This window comes from Sphingopyxis fribergensis (assembly GCF_000803645.1).
GTDB classification, from domain to species: Bacteria; Pseudomonadota; Alphaproteobacteria; order Sphingomonadales; family Sphingomonadaceae; genus Sphingopyxis; species Sphingopyxis fribergensis.
The window spans coordinates 4,427,943-4,442,093 of the sequence record NZ_CP009122.1 but is presented as its reverse complement, the minus strand read 5'-3'; the positions used below and the strand labels follow the sequence as shown (position 1 = coordinate 4,442,093).

General features: G+C 66.4%; 10 protein-coding genes. 7 read left to right on the top strand and 3 right to left on the bottom strand.

Translation table 11 applies throughout. The annotated features are described in order from the left end of the window. Positions 1–2: 2 nt before the first annotated feature. Positions 3–545 (bottom strand): TetR/AcrR family transcriptional regulator, encoded by a 543-nt coding sequence (locus SKP52_RS24835; protein ID WP_052208654.1) that lies wholly within the window; start codon positions 543–545, stop codon positions 3–5. A gap of 116 nt (positions 546–661) precedes the next feature. Between SKP52_RS24835 and SKP52_RS20860 the strand changes: the two genes are divergently transcribed. The 7 genes from SKP52_RS20860 (at position 662) to SKP52_RS20830 (ending at position 8,402) form a co-directional block, all read left to right on the top strand. Next, positions 662–1,444, top strand: a complete 783-nt coding sequence (locus SKP52_RS20860) for an inositol monophosphatase family protein (RefSeq protein WP_039578342.1) — start codon at positions 662–664, stop codon at positions 1,442–1,444. A gap of 137 nt (positions 1,445–1,581) precedes the next feature. Then, positions 1,582–1,785 (top strand): 50S ribosomal protein L35, encoded by a 204-nt coding sequence (gene rpmI, locus SKP52_RS20855; RefSeq protein ID WP_037515684.1) that lies wholly within the window; start codon positions 1,582–1,584, stop codon positions 1,783–1,785. A gap of 13 nt (positions 1,786–1,798) precedes the next feature. Further along, positions 1,799–2,164: a 50S ribosomal protein L20 gene (gene rplT / locus SKP52_RS20850; RefSeq protein ID WP_037515683.1), complete on the top strand. Its 366-nt coding sequence runs from the start codon at positions 1,799–1,801 to the stop codon at positions 2,162–2,164. A gap of 571 nt (positions 2,165–2,735) precedes the next feature. Beyond that, complete coding sequence (locus SKP52_RS20845; protein ID WP_081997462.1) at positions 2,736–3,638, top strand: helix-turn-helix domain-containing protein; 903 nt, start codon at positions 2,736–2,738, stop codon at positions 3,636–3,638. A 144-nt stretch (positions 3,639–3,782) separates the two neighbouring features. Further along, the gene (gene pheS / locus SKP52_RS20840; RefSeq protein ID WP_039581875.1) at positions 3,783–4,877 is read left to right on the top strand and encodes a phenylalanine--tRNA ligase subunit alpha; all 1,095 of its coding nucleotides are present in this window, start codon (positions 3,783–3,785) and stop codon (positions 4,875–4,877) included. Continuing rightward, entirely contained in the window at positions 4,874–7,261 is a 2,388-nt protein-coding gene (pheT, locus tag SKP52_RS20835) for a phenylalanine--tRNA ligase subunit beta (RefSeq protein WP_039578339.1), read from the top strand. Before pheS ends, pheT begins: the two co-directional genes overlap by 4 nt. A 316-nt stretch (positions 7,262–7,577) precedes the next feature. Beyond that, on the top strand, positions 7,578–8,402 hold the full coding sequence (locus SKP52_RS20830) for an alpha/beta hydrolase (RefSeq protein ID WP_228383719.1): 825 nt from the start codon (positions 7,578–7,580) through the stop codon (positions 8,400–8,402). 207 nt (positions 8,403–8,609) lie between these two features. Here the strand turns inward: SKP52_RS20830 and SKP52_RS20825 are convergent, their stop codons facing one another. Together SKP52_RS20825 and mutS are read right to left on the bottom strand one after the other, a co-directional pair. Further along, positions 8,610–11,369, bottom strand: a complete 2,760-nt coding sequence (locus SKP52_RS20825) for a [protein-PII] uridylyltransferase (RefSeq protein ID WP_039578334.1) — start codon at positions 11,367–11,369, stop codon at positions 8,610–8,612. Beyond that, the gene (gene mutS, locus SKP52_RS20820; RefSeq protein WP_039578331.1) at positions 11,366–14,029 is read right to left on the bottom strand and encodes a DNA mismatch repair protein MutS; all 2,664 of its coding nucleotides are present in this window, start codon (positions 14,027–14,029) and stop codon (positions 11,366–11,368) included. The genes SKP52_RS20825 and mutS overlap by 4 nt, the downstream gene beginning before the upstream one ends. Positions 14,030–14,151: the final 122 nt, after the last annotated feature.

Genomic DNA, 14,151 nt, shown 5'->3' with positions numbered 1-14,151 from the left:
CGTCAGCGCGCGACGAGCGCGCTGACGATATGATCGAGCTGTCGCCGGAAGGTCGCGTGATCGGGCACGGCATGGGCGAGGCCGCGGGCCGTCCAGCATAAAGCCTGCGCCATGCTGCCCGCGCGCGCGACAGCCGAACCCGGTCCGCTGAACCGGATCGCCTCGGCCATCGCCGCGACCAGTCGGCGCTCGGCTGCGCGCACCGCCTCGGGGGGATCGCGCTGAAGCATCGCGACGATTTCGGTGCCGTGCGGCGACGCGCGCAGCGCCTCGATATGCCGGCCGACCCATGCGTCGAACGCATCGGCCAAGCGCTCAACGAGCGTCTTCGCCGGCTGGTTGATGCTGGCGAGCGCGTCGTCCAGCGAGGTGTCGATCAGCGCTTTGGTTGCCCAGCCGATCAAGGCGCCCTTCGATCCATAACGGTTATAGAGCGCCTGCCGCGACACGCCGAGCGCGATGGCGACATCCTCCATCGACGTTTTGCGAAGCCCGTAGCGCGCAAAAGTCGTGATGATCGGCCCAAGGTGAAAATCGCCTGCCATGGTTGTTATTTTACAAGTTATACCATCTTTGTAAAATTATTAAAAACTACGATCGAGCCTGCGGGATCGGCGCGCTTGGGCTGGCGGCGCGGGCGGTGCTGGGCTAGCGGAAGATCATGTCGCTCACATCAGACCTTCTCCTCGCCAATCGCCTCGCCGACGCCGCCGGCGAGGCGATCCGTCCGCTTTTCCGCGCCGCCTTTGCGCATGAAGCCAAGGCCGACGCCTCGCCCGTGACCGAGGCCGACCGCAGCGCCGAGGCTGCGATGCGCCGGCTGCTCGATGCCGAGGCGCCGCGCGACGGAATCATCGGCGAGGAATATGGCGCCGAACGCGTCGACGCATCGCGTCAGTGGGTGCTCGACCCGATCGACGGGACAGTCAGCTTCATGGCGGGCCGCCCGATCTTTGGCACGCTGATCGCGCTGCTCCAAGACGGCTGGCCCATCCTCGGCATCATCGACCAACCGGTCGCGGGCGAACGCTGGGTCGGCGCGCTGGGGCAGCCGACCATGTTCAATGGGGCGCCCGCGCGCACGCGCATTTGCCGCGAGTTGGGCGATGCGGTTCTTGCGACCACCGGCCCGCAATATTTTGCCGACCATGATGCGGAGCATTTCATGGCACTGGCGGCGAAGACGTCGCACAAGCGCATGGTCTTCGGCGGCGACTGTTATAATTACGGCCTGCTCGCGAGCGGGCATATCGACCTGGTGGTCGAGGCCGGGCTGAAGCTTCACGACTTCGCTGCGCTGGTGCCGATCGTCGAGGGCGCGGGCGGGACGATGTGCGACTGGAACGGCGATCGGCTGAACGCCGACAGCGCGGGGCATGTCATCGCGCTGGGCGATCCGGCGCGACTCGAAGATGTGATTGACGGGCTCGCCTGCCACCACTGAGTGCGGGCGCCGGCACTTGAGCGCCGCAACGCTTGCATTTCGGCGCGAATCCCCCTAAGCGCCCCGCTTCCGATTGTGTCGGCTGGCTGAAAGGGCTGCCAGGTCGATACGCAAACGGACTTCCAAAGGAGACCAAAATGCCCAAAATGAAGACCAAGAGCGGTGTGAAGAAACGCTTCAAATTCACCGCCTCAGGCAAGGTGAAGCACGGCGTCGTCGGCAAGCGCCACCGCCTGAGCAGCCACAATGCGAAATATATCCGCACCAACCGCGGCACCAGCGTGCTGAGCGATTCGGATGTGGCCCATGTGCGCCTCTGGGCGCCTTACGGCCTGAAGTAAGGAGCGCTAGAGCATGTCACGCATCAAACGCGGCGTCACCACGCGCGCCAAGCACAAACGCGTATTGGAACAGGCGAAGGGCTATTACGGCCGTCGCAAGAACACCATTCGCGTCGCCAAGCAGGCGGTCGAAAAGGCCGGCCAATATGCTTATCGCGACCGCAAGGTTAAGAAGCGCAATTTCCGCGGCCTGTGGATCCAGCGCATCAACGCCGCAGTCCGCGCCGAAGGCCTGACCTATTCGCAGTTCATGCACGGCGTGAAGCTGGCCGGGATCGAACTCGACCGCAAGGTCATGGCCGACCTTGCTATGAACGAAGGCAATGTCTTCGGGGCGATCATCGCTCAGGCGAAAGCGGCGCTGCCCAAGGCAGCCTGACGTTTTCAGTCTAGCGAGACGAAACAAGGGCGGTCCCGACGGGGCCGCCCTTTTCTTTTGGAGACTTGTGATCGGACTGGTGGCTTTCGACAGATTGCGGCCACTTCCTATCTCCTCTTCGTCATCCCCGCGAAAGCGGGGACCCAGAGCGTCCGTCGGCTGGCCCATCGCTGGGTTCCCGCTTTCGCGGGAATGACGAATATAGGATACGACCGCTTCCTACCCCAAGCTGACTTGACCAGACCCCAAACAGAAGAGGCGGCGCGAAGCTCCCGCTCCACGCCGCCTCGACAATGGTTCCAGTGGAAACCATCGCCCCCCCCGCCCGTTCCGAATAGCCGTGGGTCGCAGAAAGCTGCCGGCCGGGACGAAGCTCGGAAAATCAGTCGTCTATTTCAGGTCCCCGCCAGGCCCCACCCTGTTGGCGTCGCGTCACAATTCTCCTCGCACCCCTTTTTGGAGCGGGCCACGCAACTATGACGCAGTCGCGGCGTATAAAATTGTAAGAACCCGACACCAGCCGGGGTCGGGGCATTGTTATTCATGCTCTTTTAGCTCAAAATGGGACAGCATGGCGCAACGCGACGCATCTCATGACCTTCCCGCCGACGCGCGCGTCGCCACGCACTTCTTTCCGCTGTCGCCCGCCCTGCGCCCCTATGTCAGCACCATTTACCTCAGCGAAGTCGCGGTTCCCGGCGGCGGCCGGGTCGAGGATTATCTACACCCCGAATGGGCAAACCTGCGATTTGTCGAGGGCGACCCGCCGCGCGCGGCGATCGGCGACAGCCCGTTGACCGAAACGCCGCGCTTCATCGCCACCGGCCCGACGAGCACGGCGACCCATTTCTCGGCGGGCAATATGCGCGCCTGGGGGATCGGCATCCTGCCGATGGGCTGGGCCAAATTCATTCCGCTGCCCGCCGAGGAGCTCGCCGACCGGATGACCGACGGCAGCGCCCACCCGGCCTTTGCTCGCTTCGCGCCGCTACTCGAAGCCTTGCGGCAAGTGAATGACGTCGATGCCGCGGCGGCGCTGATCGACGCCCATGTCTGCGCCCTCCTCGCCGATGCGCCGCCCGACGATCCTTCCATCCTCGCCGCGCATCAGGCGCTGGTCGATGACGAGGTGACGAGCGTAGCCGATCTTTCGGCCAAGCTCGGCCTCTCCGAACGGTCGATCGAGCGGCTGAGCCACCGCGCCTTCGGTTTTTCGCCCAAATTGCTCCTGCTGCGCCAGCGCTTCCTGCGCAGCCTCGCGCGCTTCATGCTCGACCCGTCGATGGCGTGGATCGATACAATGGATCATCATTATTACGACCAGGCGCAGTTCACGCGCGACTTTCAGCGTTTCATGGGGATGAGCCCGCGCGACTATGCCGCGCGCCCCAAGCCTATTTTGGGCGCGGCGGCGTTCGCCCGCGCCGCCGCCGCGGGGGCCGCAGTACAGGGTCTGCACAAGCCTGCAGGATAGCCCCGTTTTCCGCCATCAGGCTTGACCCGCGCGGGGCGTTCGGTGCAAGCGGCAGGCGACGGACGGGCGGGCAGCCGCCATATCCTAACAGAAGCGAAAAAGCAGGCCGGCAGCGCCAATGCCGCCGGAACAGGACGAACGACGATGAGCGATATCCAGGCCATCCAGACCCAGCTTATGGGTGACATAGCGGCGGCGGCCGACCTCGACGCGATCGAAGCGCTGCGTGTGTCGGCGCTGGGCAAGGCGGGCACCATCACCGCACTGCTCAAGACGCTGGGCGGCATGACACCCGACGAGCGGCAAGCGAAGGGTCCCGAGATCCACAGCCTGCGCGAGGCGGTGACCGCGGGGCTTGCGGCGCGCAAAGCGGAACTGGATGCTGCGGCGCTCGACGTGAAGCTGGCGGCCGAAGCGATTGACATGTCGCTGCCCGCCGACACAAGCCCGCGCGGCAGCATCCATCCGGTCAGCCAGGTGATGGACGAACTCGCCGAAATATTCGCCGACATGGGTTTCGCCGTTGCGACGGGTCCTGAGATCGAGGACGACTGGCGCAACTTCACCGCGCTCAACATTCCGGAGACGCATCCCGCGCGCGCAATGCACGACACGTTCTATTTCCCCGACACGGACGTCGAAGGCCGCGCGATGCTGCTGCGCACGCACACCTCGCCGGTGCAGATCCGCACGATGATGTCGCAACAGCCGCCGATCCGCATCATCGCGCCCGGCCGCGTCTATCGCAGCGACAGCGATGCGACGCACACGCCGATGTTCCACCAGGTCGAAGGTCTCGTCATCGATCGCGGCATCCATATGGGGCACCTGAAATGGACGCTCGAAACCTTCCTGAAGGCCTATTTCGAGCGCGACGACATCGTGCTCCGCCTGCGCCCCAGCTATTTCCCGTTCACCGAACCCTCGGCCGAAGTCGATGTCGGCTATAAGCAGGAAAAGGGCCGCCGCATCGTCGGCGGCAACGGCGACGACGCGGGACATGCGTGGATGGAGCTGCTCGGCAGCGGCATGGTCAATCGCCGCGTCATTGCGAATTGCGGGCTCGATCCTGACGAGTGGCAGGGCTTCGCCTTCGGGGTCGGCGTCGACCGGCTCGCGATGCTCAAATATGGCATGGACGATCTGCGCGCCTTTTTCGACGGCGACCTGCGCTGGCTGGCGCATTACGGGTTCGGCGCGCTGAGCGTCCCAACGCTGAGCGGGGGGGTTTCGGCATGAAGATCACCCTCGACTGGCTGAAAGAGCATCTTGATGGCGAGTTTGCCGTTGCCGATGTTGTCGCCACACTCAACCGCATCGGCCATGAGGTCGAAGGCGTCGAGAATCCGGCCGAAAAACTCGCGGGCTTCCGCGTCGCGCGCGTGCTCACCGCCGAGAAACATCCGCAGGCCGACAAATTGCAGGTGCTGACCGTCGACACCGGTGACGGCAGCGCACCGCTCACCGTCGTGTGCGGCGCGCCCAATGCGCGCGCCGGCCTGATCGGCGTGCTCGGCCTGCCCGGCGCGGTCGTGCCCGCGAACGGCATGGAGCTGAAGGTCGCCGCGGTCCGCGGGGTCGAATCGAACGGCATGATGTGCTCGTCGCGCGAGCTGGAGCTGGGCGACGACCATGACGGGATCATCGAGCTTCCCGCCGATGCTCCTGTGGGCACCCCCTTTGCCGATTACAGCGGCGCGGGCGACCCGGTGATCGACATTTCGATCACCCCGAACCGGCAGGACTGCATGGGCGTACGCGGGATCGCCCGCGACCTCGCCGCCGCCGGGCTCGGCACGCTGAAACCGCTCGACGTCCCGACGATCGCGGGGGAGGGCGCCCCCGCGACCGAAATCCGCACCGACGACCCCGAAACCTGCCCCGCCTTTTTCGGCCGCACGATCAGCGGCGTCACCAACGGCCAAGCGCCCGAATGGATGCGCCGCCGGTTGGAAGCGGTCGGCCAGCGCGCGATCTCGGCGCTCGTCGACATCAGCAATTATGTGATGTTCGACCTCGGCCGCCCAAGCCATATCTATGACCGCGCCAAATTGCATGGCGCGCTCGTCGCGCGGCGCGCCAAGGATGGCGAGACGGTCACGACGCTCAATGGCAAGGATTATGCGCTCACCGGCAGCATGACGGTGATCGCCGACGAGCGCGAGGTCCACGACATTGCGGGCATCATGGGCGGCGAACATTCGGGGTGCAGCGAGACGACGAGCGATGTGCTGATCGAAATCGCCTATTTCACCCCCGAACGCATCGCGCTGACCGGACAGGCGCTCGGCCTGACGAGCGATGCGCGCAGCCGCTTCGAGCGCGGGGTCGATCCGGCGTTTCTGGACGATGCGACCGCGATCGTGACGCAGCATATCCTGACCATCTGCGGCGGCACGCCGTCGATGGTGACGCGCGCGGGCACGCCGCCCGCCGAGGTCAAGACGGTCGATTATGATCCCGCGCTGTCGGCGACGCTGGGCGGTATCGATATCGATCCGGCGCGGCAGCGGGAGATTCTGACCGCGCTGGGCTTCACCGTCATCGAACAGGGCGGTCGCTGGCAGGTCCAGGTGCCGAGCTGGCGCCGCGACATCGACGGCGCGCCCGATCTGGTCGAGGAAGTGACGCGCATCACCGGCTTCGACGCGATCGCGTCGGTGCCGCTGCCGCGCAGCGACGGGGTAGCGAAACCGACCGCAACCGCCGAACAGCTGACCGAACGCCGCCTGCGCCGCGCCGCAGCGGCCGCGGGTTTTCACGAAGCGGTGACGTGGAGCTTCATTGCCGAACAGGAAGTCGCGCCCTTTGGCGGCGGCGACTGGACGCTCGCCAACCCGATCAGCGAAGATCTGAAGGTCATGCGGCCCTCGCTGCTGCCCGGCCTGCTCGCCGCGGCGGCGCGCAACCAGAAGCGCGGCGCGGACAGCATCCGTCTGTTCGAGATCGGGCGCCGCTATCTGGCCGACGCCGAGCATCCGACGCTCGCCGTGCTGATGGCGGGCGACAAGCGCGCGCGCGGCTGGCAGGCGGGCAAGGCCGCGCCGTTCGATGCGTTCGATGCCAAGGCCGTAGCTTTGGCGCTGCTCGACGCCGCAGGCGCCCCCGCCGACCGCTTGCAGGTGATGGATGCGGTGAGCGAGGGCAGCATCTGGCACCCCGGCCAGTCGGCGACGCTACGGCTCGGCCCCAAGGCGGTGCTCGCCGAATTCGGCGCGCTCCACCCGCTGCTGACCCGCCATTTCGATGTCGACGGCCCGGTGATGGCGGTGCAGATTTTCCTCGACGCGATCCCCGCGAAGCGCGCGAGCGGCCCGGCGCGCGCGGCGTTCACGCCCCCCGCGCTACAATCGGTGCGCCGCGACTTCGCCTTCCTCGCCCCGACGAGCCTGACCGCCGCCGATCTCGTGCGCGCGGTCCGCGGCGCCGACAAGGCGAGCATCGTCGATGCACGGCTGTTCGACCGCTTTGCCGGCCAGGGCGTGCCTGATGGGCAAGTGAGCCTGGCAGTCGAGGTTGAGTTGCAGCCGCTGGAAAAAAGCTTCGCCGAAGCCGAGCTGAAAGCGATCGCCGACAAGGTGGTCGCCGCAGCGGCGAAGGTTGGAGCGGCGCTGCGCGGCTAGAGCGTCGTGCGCCAAATCTGAGTCCCCTCTTGTCCGTTCGTGCTGGGCTTGTCGAAGCACCGTTCTTTCCTTAGCGGTGCTCAAAGGATGAACGGCCCTTCGACAAGCTCAGGGCGAACGGTTCGTATTAAACTGCGCCGCTCTATCTTCGCGGCGGCCAGGATATGAGGGAGAGTTTGATATTACGACCCGCCACCTCGTCGACCGCGAGATCGCGCCGATCATCGATCTTTTCCCGCGCGTCGATCTCGATTCGGCGCCAATCGCCCAGATTCGGGCGAAGGCGGCGGAAACCTATGCCATCCTGCCGCCGCCGATGATCGCGCCCGAAGAGATGATGGTGCCGTCGATCCACGGCGGCCCGGACATTCCGGTGTTCCTTTATCGTCCCGCGATGGCCAATCCGCGCGGCGGCGCTATCCTCCATATCCACGGCGGCGGCATGGTGATGGGGTCGGTGAAGCAAATGCAGTCGGGTCCCGCGGCGCTGGCCGCTGCTGCGGGCGTACCGGTCGCATCGGTCGAATATCGCCTCGCCCCCGAATGTCCCTTTCCAGCGCCGCAGGAAGATTGCCATTCAGCGCTGGCGTGGCTCGCGGGGCAAGCCGATACGCTTGGCTTCGACGCAAGCCGGATCATCCTCGCGGGCGAGAGCGCGGGAGGCGGGCTGGCCGCGGCGCTTGCGATCATGGCGCGCGACCTCGGCGGGCCGGCGATCGCCGGACAGGTGCTAACCTATCCGATGCTCGACCATCGCACCGGCGGCGGCGATTGTCCGTATCAGAACCCGACGACAGGCGAATTCATCTGGACGCGCGCGAGCAACCGCTTCGGCTGGCGCGCGCTGCAGGGCGATTACCAGATCGACGACGACCGGTGCGGCTGGTTTTCGCCGAGCCTTGCCAAGGATTTGTCGAAGCTTCCCCCCGCCTATATCGCAACCGGCAGCCTCGACCTCTTCTTCGACGAAAATCTCGACTATGCGCGTCGGCTCGTCGCCGCAGGCGTGCCCGTCGACCTGCACAGCTATGCCGGCGCGATCCACGCCTTCAACGCGATTCCCGACGCCGCGCTGTCGCAGCGGTTCAACGGCGGGGTGTTGGCCGCGGCGGCGGCGATGGCGGGACCAGCAGGCGGCTGAACGGGCCGCTGAAGGTCGGCCTTCGACCGGAAGCGGACGTCAAGCCCTCTCTCCTTGGGAGAGGGTTGGGTGAGGGAGTTTGAGGTTCGTATTCGCAGTTGATGGGTGATCCCCTCACCCAACTTCGGCTGGGTTGCTGCGCAACCAAGCCTGCGTATCCCTCTCCCGATGGGAGATGGTGAATGCCCGCTCCCCACCCCAAAACGGTCAGGCCGCGACAGCTTCCTCGCTCTGGCTCGTCGCCGCTTCGAGCAGGCGTTTCTCCAGTGACTTCACCCGCGCCGCACTGTCGATCTTGTCACCGATCAGGTCGGTCACGTAAAAGGTGTCGACCGCGCGCTCGCCATAGGTTGCGACATGCGCGCTGTGCACCGTAACCTTCGACTGGAACAGCGCATAGGCGAGCTGGTTGAGCAACGCCGGGCGGTCCTGCGCGTTGACCTCGATCACCGTGAAGCGGTTCGACGCCTTGTTATCGACAAAGACGTTGGGCGCGACGCGGAACGCCTCGGCGCGGGTGCGCGGGAGCGCGCGGGCTTCCAGTTTGGGGAGCAGTTTGTGGCGGTTGGCGAGCGCATCCTCGATCGCGCGGGTCAGCCGGCCAATCTGGCCGGGCTCGTCGAACGGGCGCCCGAGCGGATCCTGGACGAGGAAATTGTCGAGTGCGAGCCCGTCGCGCGTCGTGTGGATGCGCGCGTCGATGATGTTGCCGCCGGCAAGGTGAATGCCGCCCGCGATGCGATAGAAAAGCCCCGGATGGTCGGCGGCGAGCACCATCACCAAGGTCGCGCCGCGATCGTCGTCGGGGACCGCAGCGATATGCAGCGGCGCGTCGCCCGCCTGGCGTATGTGAACCAGATTGGCGGCGATGACTTCGACGGGTTCGGCGATCCAATAGCTTTCGGGAAGGCGCTTCGCGACCTTGTCGAAGACTTTCTGGTCGAAACCGAATTGCGCCGCGACCGCTTCCTTCTTACTCGCGATCCGTTGTTCGCGGCCGCGCTGCTTGTGGCCGAGACGAAGCACTTCTTCGGCGGCATCGTACAGCTCGGTGAGCAGTTGGCGTTTCCAGCCGTTCCACACCCCGGGGCCGACCGCGCGGATGTCGACGACCGTGAGCACGAGCAACAAGCGCAGACGTTCGGGCGACTGCACGACCTGCGCGAAATCGAGGATCGTCTTGAAATCGGCGAGGTCGCGTTTGAATGCGGTGGCCGACATCAGCAGGTGATATCGGACGAGCCACGAGACGGTCTCGGTCTCGGCCTCGTTGAGTCCCAGCCGCGGACATACCCGCAGCGCGAGTTCGGCACCAAGCACGCTATGGTCGCCGCCGCGCCCCTTGGCGATATCGTGGAGAAGCACCGCGACATAGATGACGCGCCGCGAATGGATCTGGTCCATGATCGCGGTCGACAGCGGATGATCCTCCTGCAGTCGGCTCTGCTCGATATCGGCGAGCAGCCCGATCGCGCGGATCGTATGCTCGTCGACGGTGTAGTGGTGATACATGTCGAACTGCATCTGGGCGACGACGCGGCCGAAATCGGGAACGAAACGGCCGAACACCCCCGCCTCGTTCATCCAGCGTAGCACCGTTTCGGGATCGCGCGGGGAGGTCAGCACGTCGAGGAACAGCGCATTGGCGCGCGGAATGCGCCGCACCCCCCGCGCGTCGATCAGTTTCGCATCGTGGCGCGCCTGACGCATCGCCTGCGGGTGGATTTCGAGGCCATGCTTGTCGGCGAGCGCAAAAATCTCGACCAGCCGCACCGGGTCCTGTTGAAAGAAATCGTCGCTGGGCAGCGCAAGCCGGCCGCGATCAAGGACGAAGCCGTGGAGCTTGCCCGGGCGCCGCCGGATCGTCGGGAGAAACCGCCGCCCGCGCGCCGCCATCTGGTCGTCGAGATGCGCGAGGAAGGTGCCGGTGACGTCGCCGACGCTTTTCGCATGGAGGAAATAGAGCTGCATGAACCGCTCGACCGAGCTTTTGCCCGGACGGTCGGCGAAGTGCATGCGTTGCGCGATCTCGCGCTGGAAATCGAAGGTCAGCCGGTCCTCGGCGCGCCCGGCGAGGGTGTGGAGGTGGCAGCGCACCGCGAGCAGGAAATTTTCGGCGCGCTCGAACTGGCGAAGCTCACGTGCCGATAGCAGCCCCGCGCCGACCAGTTCGGGAACGGTGCGCACGCGATGGATGAATTTTCCGATCCAGAAGAGCGTGTGAAGATCGCGCAAGCCCCCCTTTCCTTCCTTCACATTGGGTTCGACGACGTAGCGCGAATCACCCATGCGCTTGTGACGCTCGTCGCGTTCGGCAAGTTTTTCGGCAACGAAGGCGCGCGCATTGCCCGCGACGACCTCGGCATCGAAGCGTGCCGAAGCCTGGTCGTAAAGTGCGCGGTCGCCCCAGATGAAGCGCCCTTCGAGCAGCGCGGTGCGGATCGTCAAATCCTCCTTCGCGGAGCGCACCATCTCGTCGAGCGAGCGGCTCGAATGACCGACCTTCAGCCCGAGATCCCACAAGGTATAAAGCTGCGCCTCGATCACCTGTTCGGTCCAGCTCGTCTGCTTGAACGGGGTTAGGAAGCCGATGTCGATGTCGCTATGCGGCGCCATTTCGCCGCGCCCATAACCGCCCACCGCGATCAGCGTGATGCGTTCGCCCGCCGATCGGTTGGCCGAGGGATAGAGATGGCCGGTGGTGAAATCATGGCTGAGCCGGACGATCTGGTCGATCAGGAACGCCATCGCATTCGCCGCGACGCGGCCCGAGGAAGGCCGTTCGAGCAGTCGGCGCTCGATCTCGGCGCGGCCATCCTCCAGCGCCGCCTTGAGGAGATCGACCATCGCGCGGCGGCGCGTTCCCGAATCGCTGCTTTCGGCGGCGATCGCGTCAAGCTGCGCCGCCAGATCGCGCCGGTCGATGATCGCGCGGCGATGGTCGAGATTGTCGAACAGCTCGCTCATGATTCGTCGGCGATCAACCGCTTGAGCGCGTACAGCGTGTCGAGCGCCTCGCGCGGCGCAAGCGCGTCGGGATCGATGCCCGCGAGCGCCTCGCGCAGCGCGTCCTTCGCTGCGGCGGGCGCTTCGGCAAGCGTCGCGGCGAACAGCGGCAGGTCATCGAGGCCTGCGGCGAGCCCGCCGGTTTTCTCGCGCCCTGCCTCGAGCTTGGCGAGCACCGCCTCGGCGCGCTTGACGACACCCGCGGGAACCCCCGCGAGGCGTGCGACCGCAAGGCCGTAGCTGCGGTCGGCGGGCCCCTCGGCCAGTTCGTGGAGCAGCACCAGATCGCCCTGCCATTCGCGCGCGCGGACGTGGTGGAGCGAGAGCGCGCCCAGCGTTTCGGCGAGGCGCGTCAGTTCGTGATAGTGCGTCGCGAAGAGGCAGCGGCACTTGTTGACCTCATGCACCGCCTCGACCACCGACCAGGCGAGCGCGAGCCCGTCGTAGGTCGAGGTGCCGCGCCCAACCTCGTCGAGGATGACGAAGCTTTGCGGGGTCGCCTGCGCGAGGATCGCCGCGGTCTCGACCATCTCGACCATGAAGGTCGAGCGCCCGCGCGCGAGATTGTCGCTCGCGCCGACACGGCTGAACAACCGGTCGACGAGCCCGAGTTTCGCCGACGCGGCCGGGACAAAGCCGCCCGCCTGCGCGAGCACGACGATCAGTGCATTCTGGCGGAGGAAGGTCGATTTACCGCCCATGTTCGGGCCGGTGACGAGCCACAGGCGATCGCTTGTCGAGAGCGAGACATCGTTGGGGACGAAGCGTTCGCCCGATTTCGCGAGCGCGGCTTCGACCACCGGATGCCGCCCGCCCGTGACGTCGAGGCACGGGGTGTCGGCGAGGTCGGGACGGCACCAATTGTGGCTCATCGCATGGTCGGCGAGCGCCGCGGCAACGTCGATGCGCGCAAGCACATCGCAGGAAGCAGCGATTGCTTCGCGCCGCGCGATCGCGGCATCGGTCAGCAATTCGAGATGCGCGGCCTCGGCGGCGATCGCATGAACACCCGCCTGCGTCACCCGGCTCGCGGCTTCGTGGAGGTCCGCGGAATTGAAGCGCACGACGCCCGCAAGCGTCTGGCGATGGGTGAAGCCTGATTCGGGCGCCATCAGCGCGTCGGCGTGCTTCGCCGGCACCTCGACATGATAGCCGAGCACGCCATTGTGGCGGATCTTGAGCGAAGCGATGCCGGTGCGGTCGCGATAGTCGGCTTCGAGCGCGGCGATGGCCTTGCGCCCGTCGCGCGCGGTTTCGCGGAGCGCGTCGAGCGCATGATCGTAGCCTTCGGCGACATAACCGCCCTGCGCGGCGTCGACCGGCGGGGTTTCGATCAGCGCGCGGCTGAGTTCGTCGACGAGCGTCCCGTGGCCGTCGAGTCCGGGAAGCAGCCGCATGAGCAAAGGCGGCAGGTCGGGCCGACGCGCGAGCCGTTCGCGCAGCAGCCTTGCGCCACCGAGCGCATCGCGCAGCTGCGCGAGGTCGCGCGGGCCGCCACGCCCCGCGACGAGGCGGCCGAGCGCACGCCCGGCATCGGGGAGAGCGCGCAGCGCAGCACGCAGTTCGCCGCGCCACAAGGAATCGCGCGCAAGACCATCGACGAGATCGAGCCGGTCGAGGATCGCATCCTTGTCGGTGAGCGGGCTCGCGAGATCGTCGGCGAGCAATCGCGCACCCGCCGCGGTGACGGTGCGGTCGATCGTCCCGAGCAGGCTGCCGTCGCGCGCGCCCGCCATCGTGCGGACGAGTTCGAGGCTCTCGCGCGTCGCGGCATCGATCGCCATCCGCCCCGATGCGAGGTGGCGCAGCGGCGGCTGGAGAAAGGTCGGCCCGCCGGTGCCGACATGGTCGAGATAGGCGACGAGTGCACCCATCGCGGCAATTTCGCCGCGCCCGAACTGGCCGAAGCCGTCGAGCGTCTGGACGCCGAAAAAAGTTTCGAGGCGTTTTTGCGCGCTCGTGCTGGAAAAGTCTGCGGGCGGGCGGCGCACGATCTGCCGCGCCGACGAGATCGGCAGCTCCTCGGCGCTTTCGCTGAGCAGAAGCTCCGAGGGCGCGAGCCGCGCGAGTTCGGCATCGACCTGCTCGCTGCGCACCGCGACGACCTCGAAACGCCCGGTCGAAATATCGGCGGCGGCAATCGCCACGTCGCCGTCGCTGCCGATCTGCGCGAGCGCGGCGAGGCGGTTCGCGCTCCGTCCTTCGAGCAAAGATTCTTCGGTGAGCGTGCCCGCGGTGACGAAGCGCACGATGTCGCGAGCGACCAGCGCCTTCGAGCCGCCACGCGCCTTCGCCTCGGCCGGGGTCTCGATCTGCTCGGCGATCGCGACGCGGTGCCCGGCGCGGATCAACCGCGCGAGATAGGATTCTGCGGCGTGGACGGGAACGCCGCACATCGCGACCGGCTGCCCGTCATGCTCGCCGCGCGAGGTCAGCGCGATGTCGAGCGTCGCGGCGGCCGCCTTCGCATCGTCGAAGAACAGCTCGAAAAAATCGCCCATGCGATAGAAGAGCAGGCAATCGCCTGCCTTGTCCTTCAGCGACCAATATTGCGCCATCATCGGCGTTGCGGCGGGCGCGGGACTATTCGTATTGGCAGCGGAGCGGGCGGTGACAGGCATAAGACATGCTTAGGGACGGATATGGGGCCGTGGCAAGACGCGCGCGCGATTCGCGGGTTCCATTTCGCCAAGGCGCCGCTAGGGAATGGGCTCGGGCGCGCGCCTTGTGGATCAGTTGAGAG

Coding starts and splice junctions, on each gene's coding strand:
- SKP52_RS24835 (WP_052208654.1), bottom strand. CDS start 545: ATGGCAGGCGATTTTCACCTTGGGCCGATCATCACGACTTTTGCGCGC.
- SKP52_RS20825 (WP_039578334.1), bottom strand. CDS start 11,369: ATGAGCGAGCTGTTCGACAATCTCGACCATCGCCGCGCGATCATCGAC.
- SKP52_RS20845 (WP_081997462.1), top strand. CDS start 2,736: ATGGCGCAACGCGACGCATCTCATGACCTTCCCGCCGACGCGCGCGTC.
- SKP52_RS20860 (WP_039578342.1), top strand. CDS start 662: ATGTCGCTCACATCAGACCTTCTCCTCGCCAATCGCCTCGCCGACGCC.
- pheT (WP_039578339.1), top strand. CDS start 4,874: ATGAAGATCACCCTCGACTGGCTGAAAGAGCATCTTGATGGCGAGTTT.
- mutS (WP_039578331.1), bottom strand. CDS start 14,029: ATGCCTGTCACCGCCCGCTCCGCTGCCAATACGAATAGTCCCGCGCCC.
- rplT (WP_037515683.1), top strand. CDS start 1,799: ATGTCACGCATCAAACGCGGCGTCACCACGCGCGCCAAGCACAAACGC.
- SKP52_RS20830 (WP_228383719.1), top strand. CDS start 7,578: ATGATCGCGCCCGAAGAGATGATGGTGCCGTCGATCCACGGCGGCCCG.
- rpmI (WP_037515684.1), top strand. CDS start 1,582: ATGCCCAAAATGAAGACCAAGAGCGGTGTGAAGAAACGCTTCAAATTC.
- pheS (WP_039581875.1), top strand. CDS start 3,783: ATGAGCGATATCCAGGCCATCCAGACCCAGCTTATGGGTGACATAGCG.